This window comes from Micromonospora sp. NPDC049114 (genome assembly GCF_040648635.1).
Classification (GTDB): Bacteria; Actinomycetota; Actinomycetes; order Mycobacteriales; family Micromonosporaceae; genus Micromonospora.
In genome coordinates this window covers 51,348-69,759 of sequence record NZ_JBEZEA010000006.1, presented here as the reverse complement: position 1 = coordinate 69,759, position 18,412 = coordinate 51,348, and the positions used below count along the sequence as shown (strand labels likewise).

At 72.3% G+C, this 18,412-nt stretch carries 17 protein-coding genes; 8 read left to right on the top strand and 9 right to left on the bottom strand.

Annotated features, from left to right (window positions below):
- Nucleotides 1–78: 78 nt before the first annotated feature.
- Nucleotides 79–876, top strand: coding sequence for an alpha/beta fold hydrolase (locus AB0B39_RS18880; protein ID WP_357574938.1), 798 nt, complete (start codon nucleotides 79–81; stop codon nucleotides 874–876).
- Nucleotides 877–932: 56 nt separating this feature from the next.
- Here the strand turns inward: AB0B39_RS18880 and AB0B39_RS18875 are convergent, their stop codons facing one another.
- Together AB0B39_RS18875 and AB0B39_RS18870 are read right to left on the bottom strand one after the other, a co-directional pair.
- Entirely contained in the window at nucleotides 933–1,649 is a 717-nt protein-coding gene (locus AB0B39_RS18875; protein ID WP_357574937.1) for a histone deacetylase, read from the bottom strand.
- Between the two features lie 11 nt (nucleotides 1,650–1,660).
- Nucleotides 1,661–2,437: a phosphodiesterase gene (locus AB0B39_RS18870; protein WP_357574936.1), complete on the bottom strand. Its 777-nt coding sequence runs from the start codon at nucleotides 2,435–2,437 to the stop codon at nucleotides 1,661–1,663.
- A 170-nt stretch (nucleotides 2,438–2,607) separates the two neighbouring features.
- On the opposite strand from AB0B39_RS18870, the gene AB0B39_RS18865 reads away from it, so the two are divergent.
- Complete coding sequence (locus AB0B39_RS18865; protein ID WP_357574935.1) at nucleotides 2,608–4,029, top strand: sensor domain-containing diguanylate cyclase; 1,422 nt, start codon at nucleotides 2,608–2,610, stop codon at nucleotides 4,027–4,029.
- A 121-nt stretch (nucleotides 4,030–4,150) separates the two neighbouring features.
- Here the strand turns inward: AB0B39_RS18865 and AB0B39_RS18860 are convergent, their stop codons facing one another.
- Both AB0B39_RS18860 and AB0B39_RS18855 read right to left on the bottom strand, forming a co-directional pair.
- Nucleotides 4,151–5,212, bottom strand: a complete 1,062-nt coding sequence (locus AB0B39_RS18860) for an aspartate-semialdehyde dehydrogenase (protein ID WP_357498735.1) — start codon at nucleotides 5,210–5,212, stop codon at nucleotides 4,151–4,153.
- Between the two features lie 5 nt (nucleotides 5,213–5,217).
- Complete coding sequence (locus AB0B39_RS18855; protein WP_234583260.1) at nucleotides 5,218–6,483, bottom strand: aspartate kinase; 1,266 nt, start codon at nucleotides 6,481–6,483, stop codon at nucleotides 5,218–5,220.
- A 267-nt stretch (nucleotides 6,484–6,750) separates the two neighbouring features.
- On the opposite strand from AB0B39_RS18855, the gene AB0B39_RS18850 reads away from it, so the two are divergent.
- Both AB0B39_RS18850 and AB0B39_RS18845 read left to right on the top strand, forming a co-directional pair.
- Entirely contained in the window at nucleotides 6,751–7,542 is a 792-nt protein-coding gene (locus AB0B39_RS18850; protein ID WP_357498733.1) for a hypothetical protein, read from the top strand.
- A gap of 84 nt (nucleotides 7,543–7,626) precedes the next feature.
- On the top strand, nucleotides 7,627–8,157 hold the full coding sequence (locus AB0B39_RS18845) for a nitroreductase family protein (RefSeq protein ID WP_357498731.1): 531 nt from the start codon (nucleotides 7,627–7,629) through the stop codon (nucleotides 8,155–8,157).
- Here the strand turns inward: AB0B39_RS18845 and AB0B39_RS18840 are convergent, their stop codons facing one another.
- A complete protein-coding gene (locus tag AB0B39_RS18840; protein ID WP_357574934.1) occupies nucleotides 8,158–9,156 on the bottom strand; it encodes an ArsR family transcriptional regulator in 999 nt (332 codons plus the stop codon).
- Between the two features lie 80 nt (nucleotides 9,157–9,236).
- On the opposite strand from AB0B39_RS18840, the gene AB0B39_RS18835 reads away from it, so the two are divergent.
- Nucleotides 9,237–10,508, top strand: a complete 1,272-nt coding sequence (locus AB0B39_RS18835) for an MFS transporter (RefSeq protein ID WP_357498727.1) — start codon at nucleotides 9,237–9,239, stop codon at nucleotides 10,506–10,508.
- A gap of 237 nt (nucleotides 10,509–10,745) precedes the next feature.
- Nucleotides 10,746–12,503, top strand: a complete 1,758-nt coding sequence (leuA, locus tag AB0B39_RS18830) for a 2-isopropylmalate synthase (RefSeq protein ID WP_357498725.1) — start codon at nucleotides 10,746–10,748, stop codon at nucleotides 12,501–12,503.
- 27 nt (nucleotides 12,504–12,530) lie between these two features.
- On the opposite strand, the gene AB0B39_RS18825 is transcribed toward leuA, so the two are convergent.
- Nucleotides 12,531–14,024 carry an MFS transporter gene (locus AB0B39_RS18825; RefSeq protein ID WP_357574933.1) on the bottom strand — a complete coding sequence of 498 codons (1,494 nt, stop codon included), beginning with the start codon at nucleotides 14,022–14,024 and terminating at the stop codon, nucleotides 12,531–12,533.
- A 107-nt stretch (nucleotides 14,025–14,131) separates the two neighbouring features.
- On the opposite strand from AB0B39_RS18825, the gene AB0B39_RS18820 reads away from it, so the two are divergent.
- Nucleotides 14,132–14,773 carry an HNH endonuclease family protein gene (locus tag AB0B39_RS18820; protein WP_234583253.1) on the top strand — a complete coding sequence of 214 codons (642 nt, stop codon included), beginning with the start codon at nucleotides 14,132–14,134 and terminating at the stop codon, nucleotides 14,771–14,773.
- Nucleotides 14,773–15,165 (top strand): hypothetical protein, encoded by a 393-nt coding sequence (locus AB0B39_RS18815; protein WP_234583252.1) that lies wholly within the window; start codon nucleotides 14,773–14,775, stop codon nucleotides 15,163–15,165. Before AB0B39_RS18820 ends, AB0B39_RS18815 begins: the two co-directional genes overlap by 1 nt.
- A gap of 51 nt (nucleotides 15,166–15,216) precedes the next feature.
- Here AB0B39_RS18815 and AB0B39_RS18810 read toward each other — a convergent pair whose 3' ends face one another.
- From AB0B39_RS18810 to AB0B39_RS18800, 3 genes are all read right to left on the bottom strand, one after another.
- Nucleotides 15,217–16,317, bottom strand: coding sequence for an oligopeptide/dipeptide ABC transporter ATP-binding protein (locus tag AB0B39_RS18810; RefSeq protein WP_357574932.1), 1,101 nt, complete (start codon nucleotides 16,315–16,317; stop codon nucleotides 15,217–15,219).
- Entirely contained in the window at nucleotides 16,314–17,300 is a 987-nt protein-coding gene (locus tag AB0B39_RS18805) for an ABC transporter ATP-binding protein (protein WP_357498720.1), read from the bottom strand. Before AB0B39_RS18805 ends, AB0B39_RS18810 begins: the two co-directional genes overlap by 4 nt.
- A 112-nt stretch (nucleotides 17,301–17,412) precedes the next feature.
- Complete coding sequence (locus AB0B39_RS18800) at nucleotides 17,413–18,372, bottom strand: ABC transporter permease (RefSeq protein ID WP_357498759.1); 960 nt, start codon at nucleotides 18,370–18,372, stop codon at nucleotides 17,413–17,415.
- Between the last annotated feature and the right edge of the window lie 40 nt (nucleotides 18,373–18,412).

Below are 18,412 nucleotides of genomic sequence, written 5' to 3'. Positions count from 1 at the left end.
TCGACAGCGGTCTGCCGGACATTGTCGGTCCGCTGGTCTAGAAAGGACGGGACGGCAGACGCGGATGGAGGCGGCATCGTGAGCGGAACAGCCCCAACGGTGGAGCAGGTGCGATCGGCGGACGGCACGCCCATCGCGTACGAGCGGTCCGGGGCCGGACCGGCGATCATCCTGGTGGGCGGCGCGTTCAACGACCGCGGCACGACCCGGGCGTTGGGCGAGGCGCTGGCACCGGACTTCACCGCCGTCGGCTACGACCGTCGGGGGCGGGGCCACAGCGGGGACACGGCGCCGTACGCGGTCGATCGGGAGATCGAGGACCTGGCCGCCGTGGTCGACGCGGTCGGTGGCAGCGCCGCCCTCTACGGGATCTCCTCGGGCGCGATCCTGGCCGCCCTCGCTGCCGCACAGGGCCTGCCGTTGACCGGGCTGATCCTGTTCGAGCCGCCCTTCCAGGTCGGTCCGCATGTCGGCATCCGGGAGGACATCTCGGCGCGACTCACCGAGCGGATCGCCGCCGGCGACCGGGACGGCACGGTGGAGATGTTCCTCCTCGAATCGGTGGGTCTGCCGGCCGAGGCGGTCGCCGGCATGCGGGCGCAGCCGATGTGGGAGTCGCTGGCCGCGATCGCGCACACCCTGCCGTACGACGCGCTGGTCAGTGCCGGTGGCGCACTCCCGGTCGACCGGCTGGGAGCGATCGCCACCCCGACGCTCACGGTGGACAGCACCGGCAGTCCACAGTGGCTGCGCGACGCGAGCCACGCCACCGCCGAGGCGATTCCGGGCGGCCGGTCGATCAGCCTCGACGGCGGCTACCACGAGGTGCCGCCCGCCACGCTCGCCCCCGCGCTACGCCAGTTCCTGCTCGGCTGACGACCGCCGACCGCCCAGGCCCCGACCACACCCCCGGCCCACGCCGACCGGCGCGGTCAGTCAGCGGCGAGCCTATCGCTGACCAGCCCATCGACGGTGGGCCCGCCGCCAGCCAGCGCTTCGGTGGCGAGCGCTTCGGTGACCAGGGTCGTGACGGCGTCGGGCGGCCAGCAGTCGACGACTCCGGGACGTTGTGCCAGGTAGTCGGCGACCCGCTCGGCGGGCCAGCCGTGTGACTCGCGCAGCCCTCGGGCGATCATGCGCAGGTAGGTCGGTGCCGGTGGCCGGCAGCGCACGGCCGACGCCGGCTCGGGGGCGGTGAAGGTGAGCATCGGAACGCCGGCGCGCAGCCCGGGGCAGATCAGGGTCTCGTAGCGGCCCGGGCCGAGCGTCGCCCGCCCCTTCGCGACGGCGGTGTCGACAGCCGCGCCGGTCGCCGGAATGAGGTCGGCGGTGTCGCCCGTCGGGCGGTACATCTCCTGGGCGGCGATGTCGGTGAACTGCTCGATGGTGACCAGGTAGGCCCGCGCGGCGGCCTCGCCCGGCAGCTGCGGGTCGTAGAACGCCATCCCGCCGGTCCACGCGCCGGACTCGCCGGCGAAGTAGATCCCGCCCGGAAGCCACACCGGCGCCGACCGGCTCGGCGGGCGGGGGTCGCGGCAACCCGGGTACGTCCGCCGACCGCCGGGCGGGCAGCCGCCGACGATGTACCAGGCCAGCCGGGCGGCGTGCATGTTCGAGCCGTACGCGACGTACCAGACGGTGCCGAGCATGGGCGGCGGGCTCAGAAGCCGCAGGTCTGGCCGGCCGAGTGGCTGACCTGTACGACGTGGGTCGTGCAGCCGTCTGGCTCGATGCGGTGCAGCAGGAAGGCGGTCGGCTCGGCGACCCAGCCGATCACCTCGTCGGCGGCCATCGTGAGGGTGCTCTGCTTCCAGGTGCTGGGTGCCACGGTGAGCACCGTGCCGGCGTACCCAATGGTGACCGGACGGTGCAGGTGCCCGGCGGCGACCCGCACGACGTGCCGGTGCCGGCCGATCACCTCGGCCAGCGCGGGCCCGTCGGCGAGCCGGATGGCGTCCGCCGCCGGGATGCCGACCGCGACCGGCGGGTGGTGCAGGAAGATCGCGGCAGGCACGTCGGGCCGACCGGAGAGCACGCCGTCGAGCCAGGCGAGCTGCTCCTCGCCCAGGTTGCCGCCGCCGCCGGGGGTGAGCGAGTCGAGCACGACGACAGTCGCCGCCTCGTGGTCGACGTGGTAGTAGGCGGAGAACCCGCCGCCGAGCCAGGGTGTGCCGCCGAACGCGTCGAGCAGCGACTCCCGGTCGTCGTGGTTGCCGGCGGCCAGGTACACCGGCAGCGGGAATCGGCCGATCAGCTCGCGCAGCGCAGCGTACTCGTCGGGTCGGCCGTGGTCGACCAGGTCGCCGGTGATGACCACGCAGTCGGGTCGCGGGCGTAGGGCCAGCACCCGGCCGAGCGCCCGGTGCAGCCCGGCGGCGGGCTCGGCGGCGAGCAGGCCGGTGGTCACGTGCGGATCACTGAGCTGGGCGATGAGCATGAGTGCTCGCCTCCTCGGCGACGGGAGTTCCACGCTATCGCCCGCCGCTTCTTCCCACAGGCTGCGTCCACAGCCTGTGGATAGCACATGTGTACGAAGCTCGGGGCGGTTCCGTCGGCGTGGGTACGCTTGATCGCGCAGAACCCTCCCCTACCTGGAACGACGTGCGAGTGGATCATCAGCGAGTCATCCGTGACGGCACCGTCGGCCTGTCGATGGCGTCGACCGCGCCGGAGGCCTGCCGGCGGACGGTCGCCGCGCTGTCGCGCCACACCCCGGCCACCATCTCGGTGCTGCTCGAGGCCCACGACCGCCTGCGGTGCGTGGCGGCGACCGGCGCGTGGCAGGTCTTCGCGACCGTCCCGGCCCGCACCGGGATCGTCGGCCGGGTGTACGCCACCGACGTCGCGGCGGTCGTCCCGGACGTCACCGCCGACCCCGACTACCTTCCGGTACGCCCGGACGTGACCGCTGAGCTGTGCGTGCCGGTGCGCGACCCGGCGGGCCGGGTCTTCGGCGTACTGGACCTGCAGTGGAGTGGGCCGGTCGACCTGGAGCCGTGGCAGGAGACCGCGCAGCGGCTGGCGGCCCGGCTCGGCGCGCGCATCGCCGCGCTGGGCGGCCCTCCGTCGGAGAGCCGGAGCGAGAAGCTGCTCCGGCACGCCGCCGCGCTCTCCGCCGCGCCGACCGAGGAAGCCGTGATCAGCGCGGCGACCTCGGCCGCCCGGGAGGTGTCCACCCTCTCCACCGCGGTGCTGCTGATCGGCGGCCCGGAGGGCGCCCAGCTCGGGCCGCCGGCGCTGGCGGGGTGCGAGTTGGAGACCCGCATCCGGGCCGAGTTGGCCGAGGCGGGGCCGGAGGCTCTCGGCCGGATGATCGACCGGGCGCACCGGTACGGCGCAGGCTACACACTGGGCGAGGCGGGCCACCCGCCGACCGAGGACTACCGGCCGCTGACCCGGGCCGGGGTACGCACGCTGATCGCCGTTCCGGTGGGTCCACCGGACGTCGGTGGGGCGCTGCTCGTCGCCGACGAGCGGGCGCTGCGGCCGGACCCGACCACGGTCAGCCTGATGGAGCTGCTCGCCGGGCAGGTGTGGACCAGCCTGGACCGGCTGCGTACGCTCGCCCGGCTGCGGGAGCAGGCCAGCTCGGACCCGCTGACGGGGCTGCGGCACACCGGCCCGTTCGGGCAGCGGATCGCGGCGGCCACCCCGGGGCGTACGGCTCTGCTGGCGATCGACGTGGACGGCTTCAAGACGGTCAACGACACGTACGGCCATCAGGCCGGCGACCAGGTGCTCGTCGGGTTGGCGCGGGCGCTGGAGGGGGCGTTGCGCCACGGCGACGAGCTGTACCGGATCGGCGGCGACGAGTTCGTGGCGGTGATCGAGGTGAGCCGTCCGGAGGAGGCGGTCCGGATCGCCGAGCGGCTGACCGAGGCTGCTCGCCGGACCGGTCGCACGATCAGCGTGGGCGTCGCCCTCCCCCGCCCCGGCGAGTCCCCCGACCGCACCCTACGAAGGGCCGACCAGGCCCTCTACGCGGTAAAACGCCAGGGCCGAGACGGAGTCCACCTGGCCGCGGCGTGAACCTCCCCGCCGATCTTGCACTTTCGGTCGTCGTTTCGTCACCTTCACGCCTTATGCGGGGACAGAAAGTGCAAGATCGGCGCGGAGAGGGGCGGGGGGCGAGGGTGCGGGTGGGGCGGGGCTAGGGGGTGCGGAGTTCCTTGGCCAGGAGTTCGGCGATCTGGGCCGTGTTGAGGGCGGCGCCCTTGCGGAGGTTGTCGCCGGTGACGAAGAAGTCGAGGGCGCGCGGGTCGTCCAGGGCGCGGCGGATGCGGCCGACCCAGCTCGGGTCGGTGCCGACCGCGTCGATCGGCATCGGGAACTCACCGGCGGCGGGGTCGTCGACGAGGATCACGCCGGGGGCGTTGCGCAGTGCCTCGCGGGCGCCCTCGGCGTCGACCTCGGTGGCGAAGACCGCGTGCACGGCCACCGAGTGGCCGGTCACCACCGGCACGCGCACGCAGGTGGCGCTCACCTTGAGGTCGGGCAGGCCGAGGATCTTCCGCGACTCGTTGCGGATCTTCATCTCCTCCGACGACCAGCCGCCGTCGGCCGGCGAGCCCGCCCAGGGCACCACGTTGAGCGCCAGCGGCGCCGGGAACGGGCCGAGGTCGTCGCCGACCGCCTGGCGGACGTCGCCGGTACGCGAGCCGAGCGCTCGATCCCCGGCGACCTTGGTGAGCTGGTCGTGCAGGATGTCCACGCCGGCCTTACCGGCGCCGGAGACCGCCTGGTAGGAGGCGAGCACCAGCTCCCGCAGGCCGTACTCGCGGTGCAGGGGCGCGACCGCGACGATCATCGCGAGGGTGGTGCAGTTGGCGTTCGCGATGATGCCCCGGGGCCGGTTGCGGACCTGCTCGGGATTGATCTCCGGGACGACAAGTGGGACGTCCCGGTCCATCCGGAAGGCGCCGGAGTTGTCCACGGCGATCGCGCCCCGGGCGACGGCGATGGGCGCCCACTCGGCGGAGACCTCGTCGGGCACGTCGAACATCGCCACGTCGACCCCGTCGAACGCCTCCGGGGTCAGCGCCTGGACGACGATGTCCTCGCCCCGGCAGCGCACCCGCCTGCCGACCGAACGCTCGGAGGCGAGGAGCCGGATCTCACCCCAGACGTTGCGACGCCCGCTGAGCAGCTCACACATCACGGTGCCGACGGCACCTGTCGCTCCGACCACGGCGAGGGTGGGCAGCGCCGTCATCGGCGCTACCTTCCCGTCCCGGCGTAGACCACGGCTTCGGTGTCGCCGCCCAGCTCGAACTGGTCGTGGATGGCGCGGACCGCGGCGTCGAGGTCGGTGTCCCGGCAGACGACGGACACGCGGATCTCGGAGGTGGAGATCATCTCGATGTTGACCCCGGCAGCGCCGAGCGCGGCGAAGAAGCCGGCGGCCACGCCGGGGTGCGAGCGCATGCCGGCGCCGATCAGGGACACCTTGCCGACGTGGTCGTCGTAGAGCAGGCCCTTGAACTTGACCGGCTCCTGGATCTTGCTGAGGGCGGCCATCGCGGTCGGGCCGTCGGCCTTGGGCAGCGTGAACGAGATGTCCGTCCGGCCGGTGCCCTCGGTGGAGACGTTCTGCACGATCATGTCGATGTTGATCTCGGCGCCGGCGACGGTGTCGAAGATCCGCGCGGCGGCACCCGGCTCGTCGGGCACGCCGACGATCGTGATCTTGGCCTCGCTGCGGTCGTGCGCGACCCCGGTGATCAGTGCCTGCTCCACGGAAAGGTCCTCCATCGATCCGGTGACCATCGTGCCGGTGTTGGTCGAGTATGACGAACGGACGTGGATCGGCAACCCCGCCCGGCGGGCGTACTCCACGCTACGCAGGTGCAGCACCTTCGCGCCGCACGCGGCCAGCTCCAGCATCTCCTCGTAGGTGATGTCCCGGATGTGGCGGGCGTTGGGCACGATCCGCGGGTCGGCGGTGAAGATGCCGTCCACGTCGGTGTAGATCTCGCAGACGTCGGCGTGCAGCGCGGCGGCGAGCGCCACGGCCGTGGTGTCCGAGCCGCCGCGGCCCAGCGTGGTGACGTCCTTGGTGTCCTGCGAGACGCCCTGGAAGCCGGCCACGATGACCACCGAGCCCTCGTCGAGCGCGCCCTTGAGCCGCCCCGGGGTGACATCGATGATCCGCGCCCGGCCGTGCACCGAGGTGGTGATCACACCGGCCTGCGAGCCGGTGAACGAGCGGGCCTCGTACCCCAGGTTGTGAATCGCCATGGCCAGCAGGGCCATCGAGATCCGCTCCCCGGCGGTGAGCAGCATGTCCAGCTCGCGGCCCGGCGGCAGCGGGCTGACCTGGTTGGCCAGGTCGAGCAGCTCGTCGGTGGTGTCCCCCATCGCGGAGACCACCACCACCACGTCGTCGCCGGCCTTGCGGGCGGCGACGATGCGCTCGGCCACCCGCTTGATCCGCTCGGCGTTGGCGACGGAGGACCCGCCGTACTTCTGCACAACGAGTGCCACGACGGTGCACTCCCTCCCAGTGACCCTGAGCGTGCCGACGCCGCCGGAACCGGGGCCGGCGGCGCGTGTCAGACCCCATGAGGGTATCCGGCGGGTCACGGCGGCGGGTCGGGTGATCCCACCATCCGGCCCGCGCGGCCGTCCGGGCAACGCGGGTGGCCAGGTCCGCGAGTTCGGGCGGTACGCCGAAAGTCCGTGCCCGACACGCCGGGGCGGACGGCTGCCCGCCGCTGCCCACACCTGGCCCGCACCCACCAGAATGGGCCGGTGCCCGTCCTTCACCGCTCGGCCAGCCGCGTGCTCGGGCCGCTCGTGTTCGCCCTGCCGGTAGTCCTGGTCTCCTGCACCAGCGAGCAACCTCCGCCGCCTCCGCCGCCGGCCGATCCCGGGCCGGTCGAGGTGGACGGCGCCCGGGACGAGCTGGCCGCCCTGGCCGCCGCCGCACAGGATCGCCACCTGGTGGCGCGGTACGTGTTCGGCCGGACCGGCCAACCGGACCGCAGCATCGTGTTCACCAGCGCGAACGACGGCAGTTGGCGGGTCGACGTGCCGGGCGGGGCGCTGGGTGGCACCGCCGACGTCTCGCTGGCCGCCACCGGCGACGGGCTGTTCCAGTGCGCGCTGCCCTCGACCGGCCATCCGGAGCCGGCGCGCTGCGTACGCCTCGGCGAACGGGACGACGCGCTCCCGCGCCGGCTGGACCCCCGGATCCAGCATCCACTCACCGATTGGCTGGACGTGCTGACCGACCGGCGTGCGCCGCTCGCGGTGGCCCTGGCCGCCACGCCCAAGGGGTTGACCGGGACCTGCTACTCGGTGGAGTCCACCTCCGCCTCGCTGAACGCGCCGTTGGACGTCGGCATCTACTGCTACGACACCGACGGCACGCCTACCGGCGTCCGGACCGAGGCCGGCACGCTGCGGTTGGCGGCCCCGCCCGGCCCGGCGCCCGCCACCGTGCAGCTCGCCGGGCCGGTGGTGGTGGACGCGGAGCCCCTCGACACCGCCGCCCCTCCGACGCCCGATCCGACACTCAGCCCGAGCGCGGGAACGCCCTGATCTTCATACCGTTACGGGTGCTTTTGCCCACATACGGCGAGCCCACGTTGAGTGGCGAATCACCCATACAGGACAATTCTCGGCATGGCTGACCTGACCCCGCTGCTCGCCTTCCGCTGGAGCCCTCGGGCCTTCGACCCGGGCGCCACCCTGACCTCGGACGAGGCGGCCTCGCTGCTGGAGGCCGCGCGGTGGGCGCCGTCGGCGGACAACGGGCAGCCCTGGCGGTTCGCCCTCGGCCACCGGGACGACCAGAACTGGAAACGGATCCTGATCAACCTGCCCGCCGACGACCAGGGCTGGGCCCGGCACGCCGCGACCCTGGTGGTCGGCGCGCACACCGGCGGCGACGCCGAGCGGGCCGCGTACGACCTCGGTCAGGCGATGGCCCACCTCACGCTCCAGGCCACCGCGCTCGGTCTGCACGTCCGCCAGCTCGTCCGCTTCGACCGGGCCGGCCTCGCCATCGAACTCGACCTGCCCGGCGGCGTCCGACCGCTGGTGGTCGCCGCCGTCGGCCGGCTCGGCGACCCGTTCGCCCTCCCGGCCGAGCTGCGAGCCCGGGAGACCGGCCTGCGGCACCGTCGGCCGGTCGCCGACCTGCTGCTCGCCTGATCACCCGACCGGGTCGGCCGCCCCGCTGGCCCGCAGCAGAACCTCTGCGGCGTCGGTGTTGCGGTAGAGGACGTGCCGACCCTGTCGAGACCGGCTGACCAGGCCGGCGGCATGCAACGCGGCCAGGTGCTGCGAGACGTTCCCCGCGGACATCCCGGTGCGGCGGGCCAGGTCGGTGGTGGTGGTGGCCGTGTCGAGCAGGTGCAGCAGCGCGGCGCGGCCGGGGCCGATCACCCGTGCCAGCGGGTCGCCGGGCGGTGGCGCGGTCGCCTCCCAGAGCGTCCCGACCGCCCGGACCGGGTACGCGCCGGCCGGCAGCGAATCCTCCAGCAGGTTCCACAGCACCTGCCGCCCGCTGAACACCGTCGGGTTCAGCGCCAGCCCGCGACCGCGCAGGTCGAAGTCCCGTCCGAACGTGTCGTCGCTGATCACCCGGTCCCCGTGCCAGTGCAGGCTCGGGTGGAGCTGCTCGAAGAACCGACCGGCGCCGTTCTCGGCGAGCTGGGCGGCGCGGTACGCCACGTCGGCGTCGAGCAGCGCCCGCATCCGCGGCCAGTCCGGGGCGATCGCCTCGTCGTACCAGACCCGCACCGCGTCGACGAGCTGCGGCAGCAGTCCACGGGGGTCGGCGAGCAGCGCCTGCCCGAACGGATTGAGCGGCCGGCTCGGGACGGTCGCCAGCAGATCCTGGACCACCACGCTCGGCGGTGTCGCGGCGATCTGCTCAAGCTGCTCGGCCATCTCCACGTTCGGCCGGGCCGCCGGGGTGAGGAAGTCGGGCAACCAGCGCCCCCGCCCGACCATCTGCGTCAGCGGACCGACCCGGGCGGCCACCTCGGGGCGACGCAGGGTCACCCGGGCCCGGTCGATCCAGGGCAGGTGCACCGCGTAGCGGACCGGGCTGGCCATCGCCCACATGCTCATGACCGTCTCGTTGACCGGCGACACGGCGAGCCGCACCCCCGCGACGTCGGCCAGGCTGAACCGCAACTCGGACACTGACACCCCCCTCGGGAGCAGGATTCGGTCCAGCCTAAAAGGCTCGACCGTCGTCATGGGGGCACGGTTCACTCCCGGCCATGGGGGCCAGAGAAACCATCCGCACTGCCGTCCGAAACGTCGTACCGCCGGCCGGGTTGATCCGCGCGCTGGCCGTGCAGGCCACGGTCTACGCCGTCGGCAGCGGCCTGTTCCATGCCGGCAGCGCCGTCTTCTTCACCCGGGCGCTCGGGCTCAGCGCCGCCCAGGTCGGGCTGGGGCTGTCCATCGCGGCGGGGGTGTCGCTGCTGGGCACGGTGCCGCTGGGCGGGCTCACCGACCGGTACGGACCGCAGCGGGTCTGGATCGTCGGGCTGGTGCTGGACGCGGCGCTCTTCGCCACGTACCCGTTCGTGGGCGGCTTCGCCAGCTTCCTCGCCGTGGTGGTGGCACTGGCGGCCGTGGATGCGTCGACAGGCGTGGCCCGGCAGGTCTACTCGATCAACGCACTCCCCCCGGCCGAGCGGGTCACCGCGATGGCGTACCAGCGTTCGTCGCTGAACGTCGGCTTCGGGCTGGGCGCGGTGATCAGCGGCGTGGTGCTGGCGGTGGACACGATCGAGGCGTACCGCGCGATGGTCTGGTTCATCGCGGCGGTGATCCTGGTGACGGCCCTGTTCGTACGGCGGCTGCCCCGGCTGCCGCAGGTGACCCGGCCGGTGGAGCCGATGAGTCGGCTCGCCGTGCTGCGGGACCGCCCGTTCATGGCGGTGTCCCTGCTCTCCGGGCTGCTCACCGCGCACCAGGCGCTCTACCTGACGGTCATGCCGCTCTGGATCCTCACCCACACGGACGCCCCGAAGACGGTGATCGCCGCCCTGGTGCTGCTCAACACTGTCCTGATCGTGCTGCTCCAGGTGCGCGTGAGCCGGGGCGCCGACACCGCCGCGGACGCGGCGAAGGCCTCCCGCCGGGGCGCGCTGTTGATCGCCTCGTTCTGTCTGGTCCTGCCGATCTCCGGGTTCACCCGGGGCTGGCTCACCATCGTGGTGCTGGTGGCCGCCGCGACGGTGCTGATCCTGGCCGAGCTGATCGAGTCGGCGGGCACCTGGGGGCTCACCGCCACCCTGCCGCCGGCCGGCCAACGCGGCGCGTACGTGGGGGCGTTCCGGCTCGGCGAGCAGGTGCAGTACTTGATCGCCCCGGCGGGGCTGACCGCGCTCGGCGTGACCACCGGCGGCTGGGGATGGTTACCGACGGCAGCGATCTTCGTGCTGGTCGGAGTGGCGATCGTGCCCGCGGTGGCCTGGGCTCTACGGACGCCGAGGCTGGGCGCCGAGGTCCCGGAGCCGGCCATGACTCCGGTCCCATAGTCCGGACCGACCTTTCCACCCTCCGTTCCATCACGTAGGGTGACCTGGTCATGTGGCGGGCGCTTCTTCTCCTTAGCCGCCGCGACGAGGCCTGACCGGCCGGCACCTCGTCGCGGAGTCGCATCGCGCCGTCCAGCACATCTGAGTTTCCTCTCGGCACCGCCGCGCACCGTCGCCCGGCACCTCGCCGACACCTTCCGATCTGCTGACGCCACATGTTCCAGGGAGCACTCTGAGATGGCTCAACCTGTCACCGACGCCGATACCGATACCGATCCGATCGCCCGGCAACGCCCGAGCCGGATGCCGTACCACCGCTACCAGCCGTACCGGGAGCAGTTCCGGATCGACCTGCCGGACCGCACCTGGCCCACCCGTACCGTCGAGGCCGCTCCGCGCTGGTGCGCGGTGGATCTCCGGGACGGCAACCAGGCGCTGATCGACCCGATGTCGCCCGAGCGCAAGCGGCGGATGTTCCAACTGCTGGTCCAGATGGGCTACAAGGAGATCGAGGTCGGCTTCCCGTCGGCCAGCCAGACCGACTTCGACTTCGTCCGGCAGCTCATCGAGCAGGACATGATCCCGGAGGACGTCACCATCCAGGTGCTCACCCAGTGCCGGGAGCACCTGATCGACCGGACGTTCGAGTCGCTGCGCGGCGCCAAGCGGGCGATCGTGCACTTCTACAACTCGACCTCCACCCTCCAGCGGCGGGTGGTCTTCGGCCTGGACAAGGACGGCATCGCCGACATCGCCACCACCGGCGCGCGGCTCTGCCAGAAGTACGCGGAGATCCACACCCCGGACACGGAGATCTTCTACGAGTACTCGCCGGAGTCGTACACGGGCACCGAGCTGGAGTACGCGCTGGAGGTCTGCTCCCGGGTGATCGACGTGATCGACCCGACGCCCGACCGGCCGCTGATCATCAACCTGCCGGCCACGGTCGAGATGGCCACCCCCAACGTGTACGCGGACTCGATCGAGTGGATGCACCGGCACCTGCCGCGTCGCGACAGCGTGGTGCTGAGCCTGCACCCGCACAACGACCGGGGCACCGGGGTCGCCGCCGCCGAGCTGGGCCTGCTGGCCGGCGCGGACCGGATCGAGGGCTGCCTGTTCGGCAACGGCGAGCGCACCGGCAACGTCGACCTGGTGACCCTGGGGCTCAACCTCTTCTCCCAGGGCATCGACCCGATGATCGACTTCTCGAACATCGACGAGATCCGGCGGGCCGTCGAGTACTGCAACCAGCTGCCGGTGCACGAGCGCCACCCGTACGCGGGCGACCTGGTCTACACCGCCTTCTCCGGCTCCCACCAGGACGCCATCAAGAAGGGCTTCGACGCCCTCGCCGCCGACGCGAAGGCGGCCGGCGTGCCGATGGACGAGCACACCTGGGCGGTGCCGTACCTGCCGATCGACCCGAAGGACCTGGGCCGCACCTACGAGGCGGTCATCCGGGTCAACTCGCAGTCCGGCAAGGGCGGCGTCGCGTACATCATGAAGAGCGAGCACCAGCTGGACCTGCCCCGCCGCCTCCAGATCGAGTTCTCCGGGGTCGTGCAGCAGGTCACCGACCACGACGGCGGCGAGGTCGACCCGCGCGCCATGTGGGAGATCTTCGCGACGCACTACCTGCTCGACCACCAGCCCGACCCGGCGATCCGGTTCGGCGGCTACACGATCGGCACCACCGACGGCAAGGTCGAGATCGAGGCACAGGTCGGCGTGGGCGGCGAGCAGCGCTCGCTCGCCGCAGTCGGCAACGGCCCGATCGACGCGTACGTCAACGCGCTCGGTTCGGTGGGGGTGGGCGTCCGGGTGCTCGACTACCACGAGCACGCGCTGTCCTCCGGTGGCGACGCGCAGGCCGCCGCCTATGTGGAGTGCGAGGTGGACGGTCGGACGGTCTGGGGTGTCGGCACCGACGCCAACATCGTCACCGCGTCGATCAAGGCGGTCACCAGCGCCGTCAACCGCGCCCGCGGCTGACGTTCCCGCCACGCCCCCGAAGTCGGTCTACTTCGGGGGCGTGGCGGCGGGCATCTGGTGGCAGGGCTGCGACGGCGGCGCCGCGCGCGGGGGCCGGTGCACCAGCACGAGGGCCAGCACCGCGCCGGCCAGCAGCAGCCCCGCGCACCAGGCCAGCGCTCCCCGGAACGCGTCGGTCAGCTCGGTCTTCTGCTCGTACCCGCCGCCGGAGAGGCCGACCAGCAGCGGCAGCGCGGCGACCGCGAGCAGACCGCCGGCCCGGGACGCGGCGTTGTTGAAGCCGCTGGCCACCCCGGAGAAACGGTCCTGCACCGCCGCGAGGACCGACGCAGTGAGCGGCGCCACCACCAGGGTCAGCCCGACGCCGAAGAGCAGCACCCCGGGCAGCACGTCGGTCCAGTACGACGCGCCGGGGCCGACGCCGCGCAGCAGCAGCAGACCGAGGGCGGCGATCACCGGCCCGACGGTCAGCGGCAGCCGGGGGCCGATCCGCGCCGACAGCGCGCCCGCCCGGGCCGACCCGATGAGCAGCAGCACCGTCATCGGCAGCAGCGCGATCCCGGTGCGGAAGGCCGACCATTCGACCACGTTCTGCAGATAGACGGCGAAGAAGAACGTGAACCCGTTGAGCGCCGCGTAGACCACGACGGTGAAGATGTTCAGGACGGAGAAGAGCCGGCTGCTGAACAGCCCGGTGGGCAGCATCGCCGTGTCGCCGCGCCGTCTCTCCAGCAGCACGAAGGCCACCGCGGCCACCACCCCCACCAGCGCGGCGACCAGCACCGACGCCGAGGCGAAGCCCCGCGCGGGCGCGTCGATCAGGGCGTACGTGACGCCGGCGAGCGCGAGCGCGCCGAGCAGCGCCCCGGCCACGTCGAACCGGCGTCGCGTCCGGCCCGGCCCGTGCGTCCGGGAGGCGTTCTCGTCCCGGCTCTCCGGCACCCAGCGGACCGTGGCCAGCACGACAAGCACGGCGAGCGGCAGGTTCAGGAAGAAGATCCACCGCCACGACAGCGCGTCGATCAACCAGCCACCGAGGAACGGGCCCAGCGCCGTGGACACACCGGACAGCCCGGCCCAGGCGCCGATCGCCTTGCCCCGGTCGTCCGGGTGGAAGCTGGCCTGGAGCACCGACAGGGAGCCGGGGGTGAGCAGCGCCCCGCCGGCGCCCTGGAGGAACCGGGCGGCGATCAGGGTGCCGGTGCCCTGGGACAGCCCGCACAGCACCGAGGCCACGGTGAACCACACCACCCCGATCAGGAAGACCCGTCGCCGACCGAAGCGGTCCCCGAGAGCTCCACCGAGCAGCACGAACGCCGCCAGCATCAGCAGGTAGCCGTTCACGGTCCACTGGAGATCGGCCACGTTGGCCCCGAGATCCTGACCGAGTTTCGGCAGCGCGACGTTGACGACGGTGCTGTCGAGGAAGACCATGCCGGAGGCGAGCACCGCGGCGAGCAGCGTCCCCCGGCCGGCGGCGGTGCCCATCCGCAGAGCGGGCGATGGTACGGCTGTGGTCATCTCACCAATCTGCCTTGCAGGATGTGGGAGACGCCACGAAACGCCGAAACCATGCCCGGGTACTGTGCGCAATCGCCGGGAGCCCGCAAGCTGGAGAGGTGTCGTCTGTGCGTACCAGATCAGGACAGCGCGCGGCGGTGACCGCGCTCGTCGCGGCGCTGGCGCTCGGCGTAGCCGGTTGCGTCCCGCCCGAGGAGCCGGAGGGAACGCCGGCACCGGGTGGCGGCGGCAACGCCGTCGAGCAGTTGGGCCAGCTGACCGTCGCCACCGCCGGCTCGATGAAGGGTTACAGCCGGGAGCGCTTCCCGCACTGGCGGGACACCGGCAAGAACTGCGACGTGCGGGACAGCATCCTGCAACGCGACGGCAAGGACGTGAAGCTGTCCGGCTGCAACGTGGTCGGCGGCCGCTGGGAGAGCGTGTACGACGGCCGGAGCGCTACCGATCCCTCCGACGTGGACATCGACCACACGGTGCCGTTGGCCAACGCGTGGCGCTCGGGCGCCGACGAGTGGGACAACGCCAAGCGGGGTGACTTCGCCAACGACACGACACGTCCGCAGCTCATCGCGGTTTCCGCGTCCTCCAATCGGGCAAAGGGTGACCAGGATCCGTCCCAGTGGAAGCCGGCAAACCGGTCGTACTGGTGCCAGTACGCCAAGGACTGGGTGACGGTGAAGCACTACTGGAAGCTGACGGTGACGAGCGCCGAGAAGAGCGCCCTGACCGACATGCTGGAGGGCTGTTGATGAGCGAGGAACCGGCGACAGACGCCAAGACGGCGGCGGACACGGCCCCGTCCGCCGCCGGGATGACCGCCGACGGCACCGGCGACACGCCGGCCGCGGTGCCGGGCGCCGGCATGGTCGCGGACTCGACCGGCGCGAGCGCGCCGCAGAGCCGGACCGCCGACATCGTGCCCGGACCGGGCGGGGTGATGACCGACGAGGTCGGCGTCGTCACCGGTGAGCTGACCCTGCGCACCGAGTACGCGGACGGCAAGGTCACGCTGCGGGTGCAGTACAAGGACGCGGACGAGTGGTACGCGGTGACCGGCGGATCGGTCGCGCTGGCCGATCCGGCGGGGCTGGACGCCGTGCACGCCGTCGCGGTGGCCCTGCTGAACCGTCCCGAGGGCTGAGGCCCCGTACGCAGATCCGGGGCCGTCCGTCGCGGACGGCCCCGGACCGCGTCACGGGGTGGGGATCAGTTCGCCCGGTGGGTCGACGGGACCGGTGCCATCGGTCGGGCGCACCAGCTCCACCTCGACCTCGTGCGGCCGGATCCGGCCGGCGGCGATGTCCTCGGCGAAGTGGCAGGCCACCCGGTGGCCGCCGACCACGTCGCGCAGTTCGGGCCGATCGGTGGCGCAGCGGGTCGGCTGCGCCCACGGGCACCGGGTGTGGAACCGGCAGCCCGAGGGCGGGTTGGTGGGCGAGGGCAGGTCGCCGGCGAGCAGGATGCGCTCGCGGCGGTCCTCGACGACCGGGTCGGGCACCGGCACGGCGGACATCAGCGCCCGGGTGTACGGGTGCATCGGCTCGCGGTAGAGGTCGTCGCTGGACGCCTCCTCCACCAGACCACCCAGGTACATCACGCCTACCGTGTCGGCGATGTGCCGGACCACAGCCAGGTCGTGCGCGATGATCAGGTAGGTCAGGCCCCGCTCGTTCTGCAGGTCCTCGAGCAGGTTGAGCACCTGCGCCTGGATCGACACGTCCAGTGCGGAGACCGGCTCGTCGGCGACGATCAGGTCCGGGTCGAGCACCAGGGCCCGGGCGATGCCGATGCGCTGGCGCTGACCGCCGGAGAACTCGTGCGGGTACTTGCTGAGGGCGGACGCGGGCAGGCCCACCGCCTCCAGCGTCTCGCGCAGTCGCCGGTTCGTCTCGGCCTTGTCGCCGGCCAGCCCGTGCGCCTTCAGGCCCTCCACCAGCAGCGACTCCACCGACTGTCGAGGGTCGAGACTGGACAGCGGATCCTGGAAGATCATCTGCATGCGGCGACGGGCGTGCCGCATCGCCTCGCCCTTGAGGGCCCGGACGTCGGTGCCGTCGAAGACGATCTCGCCGTCGGTGGGCTCGACGAGCCGCAGCAGGCCACGACCCAGCGTCGACTTGCCGCAGCCCGACTCGCCGACCAGGCCGTACGTCTCGCCCTTGCGGATGCTCAGTGACACGCCGTCGACGGCGTAGACGTAGCCGACGGTCCGGTCGAAGAGCAGGCCGCTCTTGATCGGAAAGTGGACCTTGACGTCGCGCAGCTCGATCAGCGGGGTGGTCTCTTCGGTCATCGGGCCGCCACCTCCTCGGAGACGGGGTTGTTGCAGCGCAGGTCGCCGCCGGTGGCGGTGGGTTCGAGCGGCGGAGGCCCCTCCAGGCAGGCGTCCACGACGTTGTCGCAGCGCGGGGCGAACGCGCACCCCTCGGTCCACGGGATGTTGTCGGAGACCGACCCGCGGATGGCGTGCAGCCGCTCACCGCGCGGGGAGTCCAGCCGCGGCACCGAGTTGAGCAGCCCGTGGGTGTACGGGTGCCGGGCGTGCGCGAACAGCTCGTGCCGGCGGGCCCGCTCCACGACCTTGCCGCCGTAGAGCACGTTGACGGTGTCGCAGAGCCCGGCCACCACGCCGAGGTCGTGCGTGATCATCACGAGCGCGGTGCCGGTCTCGTCGACCAACTGCTTGAGCAGGGTGAGGATCTGCGCCTGGATTGTCACGTCGAGCGCGGTGGTCGGCTCGTCGGCGATCAGCAGCCGCGGCTTGCAGGCCAGGGCGATGGCGATGAGCGCGCGCTGGCGCATCCCGCCGGAGATCTGGTGCGGGTACTCGCTGAGTCGCCGTTGCGGGTCGGGAATCCCGACGGCGTCGAGCAGGTCCCGTGCCTCCCGCAGCGCCTGCTTGCGGTCCCGGCCCTGGTGGCGTTCGAGCACCTCGGCCACCTGGATGCCGATCGGGATGACCGGGTTCAACGACGACAGCGGGTCCTGGAAGATCATGCTGATCTCCCGGCCGCGCCGGTCGCGCATGTCGTCGGGACGCAGCTTCAGCAGGTCGGTGCCGTCGAAGTGCACCTCGCCGCTCACCTTGTTGCCCCGCTTGGGCAGCAGGCCCATGATGGCCAGGCTGGTCACGCTCTTGCCGCAGCCGGATTCGCCGACCAGGCCGACGGTCTGCCCCGGCTCCACGGTGAAGCTGACCTTGTCGACAGCGGTGAAGGGCCGCTCGCCCCGCCGCTGGAACACGACGCTCAGGTCACGGACGTCGAGCAGGCTCATCGGGTCACTTCCTCACTGCTGTGGTCCTTCACTCGCGACTGCGGGGCTCGCAAGCTCACTCCTCGCGCTCGCCCGAGGCACGGGCCGGCCGTGCTGATTGCGCGCACCGCGGTCACCGCCGGTTCTTCGGGTCGATCGCCTCGCGCATCGCCTCACCCAGCAGGGTGAAGCCGAGCGCGACCACGATGATCGCGAGCGCCGGGTAGTACGCCAGCTCCGGACGGACCTCGAAGTAGCGCTGACCGTCCACGCCGAGCATCAGGCCCCACTCGGCCCGGTTGATGTCCGGGTCACCGAGGCCCAGGAACGAGAGCGCCGCGGCGTCCAGGATGGCCACCGCGAAGGTCAGGGTGGCCTGCACGATCACGGCGGTCAGCGAGTTGGGCAGCATGTGCCGCAGCACGATGTTGCGCTGCTTGACGCCGAGCGCGCGGGCGGCGAGCACGTGGTCGCTCTCCCGCTGGGCCAGCATCGAGCCGCGCAGCAGCCGGGCGAAGATCGGCACGTTGACGATGGCCACCGCGAAGATGACAGTCCACTGGCTCGACCGGCTGGCCATCGCGACCAGGGTGATCGCGAGCAGCAGGCTCGGCAGGGCCAGCATCACGTCGGTGAGTCGCATCAGGACGACGTCGACCCAGCCGCCGAAGGCGCCGGCGATCGCGCCGATCAGCACGCCGAGCGCCAGACCGATGAGGGTGGCGAGCACACCCACGAACAGCGTCTGCCGGGCACCGTAGATCATCCGGGACAGGAAGTCCCGGCCGAGCGGGTCGGAGCCGAACGGGAAGTCACCGCTGGCGCCCGGGATGCTGTCCACCGTGAGGTTCTTCGTCAGCTCCTCAAAGCGCTGCACCGGGTCGTGCGGCGCGATGAGCGGGGCGAAGATCGCCACCAGGACGAACAGGCCGACGATGCTGGCGCCGACGATGGCGACGGGGTTGCGTCGCAGCCGGCGTACGGCGTCGCGGACGAGGCTGATGCCGCCCCGGTCGGACGCGCTGGCCCGGGCCAACTCGTCCAGTCGTGCCTTCTTGCGGTCGCCGAGCACGCCGATGCTGCGCTCGCTCATGCCGGGGCGGGGCTTGTCGTCCCCGCTGCGGGGCGTCGGC

Excerpts from the sequence above, each read along its gene's own strand:
- AB0B39_RS18875 (WP_357574937.1), bottom strand. The coding sequence starts at position 1,649 with ATGCTCGGCACCGTCTGGTACGTCGCGTACGGCTCGAACATGCACGCC.
- AB0B39_RS18810 (WP_357574932.1), bottom strand. The coding sequence starts at position 16,317 with ATGACCGAAGAGACCACCCCGCTGATCGAGCTGCGCGACGTCAAGGTC.
- AB0B39_RS18860 (WP_357498735.1), bottom strand. The coding sequence starts at position 5,212 with ATGACGGCGCTGCCCACCCTCGCCGTGGTCGGAGCGACAGGTGCCGTC.
- AB0B39_RS18800 (WP_357498759.1), bottom strand. The coding sequence starts at position 18,372 with ATGAGCGAGCGCAGCATCGGCGTGCTCGGCGACCGCAAGAAGGCACGA.
- AB0B39_RS18825 (WP_357574933.1), bottom strand. The coding sequence starts at position 14,024 with ATGACCACAGCCGTACCATCGCCCGCTCTGCGGATGGGCACCGCCGCC.
- AB0B39_RS18805 (WP_357498720.1), bottom strand. The coding sequence starts at position 17,300 with ATGAGCCTGCTCGACGTCCGTGACCTGAGCGTCGTGTTCCAGCGGCGG.
- AB0B39_RS18870 (WP_357574936.1), bottom strand. The coding sequence starts at position 2,437 with ATGCTCATCGCCCAGCTCAGTGATCCGCACGTGACCACCGGCCTGCTC.
- leuA (WP_357498725.1), top strand. The coding sequence starts at position 10,746 with ATGGCTCAACCTGTCACCGACGCCGATACCGATACCGATCCGATCGCC.
- AB0B39_RS18845 (WP_357498731.1), top strand. The coding sequence starts at position 7,627 with ATGGCTGACCTGACCCCGCTGCTCGCCTTCCGCTGGAGCCCTCGGGCC.
- AB0B39_RS18835 (WP_357498727.1), top strand. The coding sequence starts at position 9,237 with ATGGGGGCCAGAGAAACCATCCGCACTGCCGTCCGAAACGTCGTACCG.
- AB0B39_RS18815 (WP_234583252.1), top strand. The coding sequence starts at position 14,773 with ATGAGCGAGGAACCGGCGACAGACGCCAAGACGGCGGCGGACACGGCC.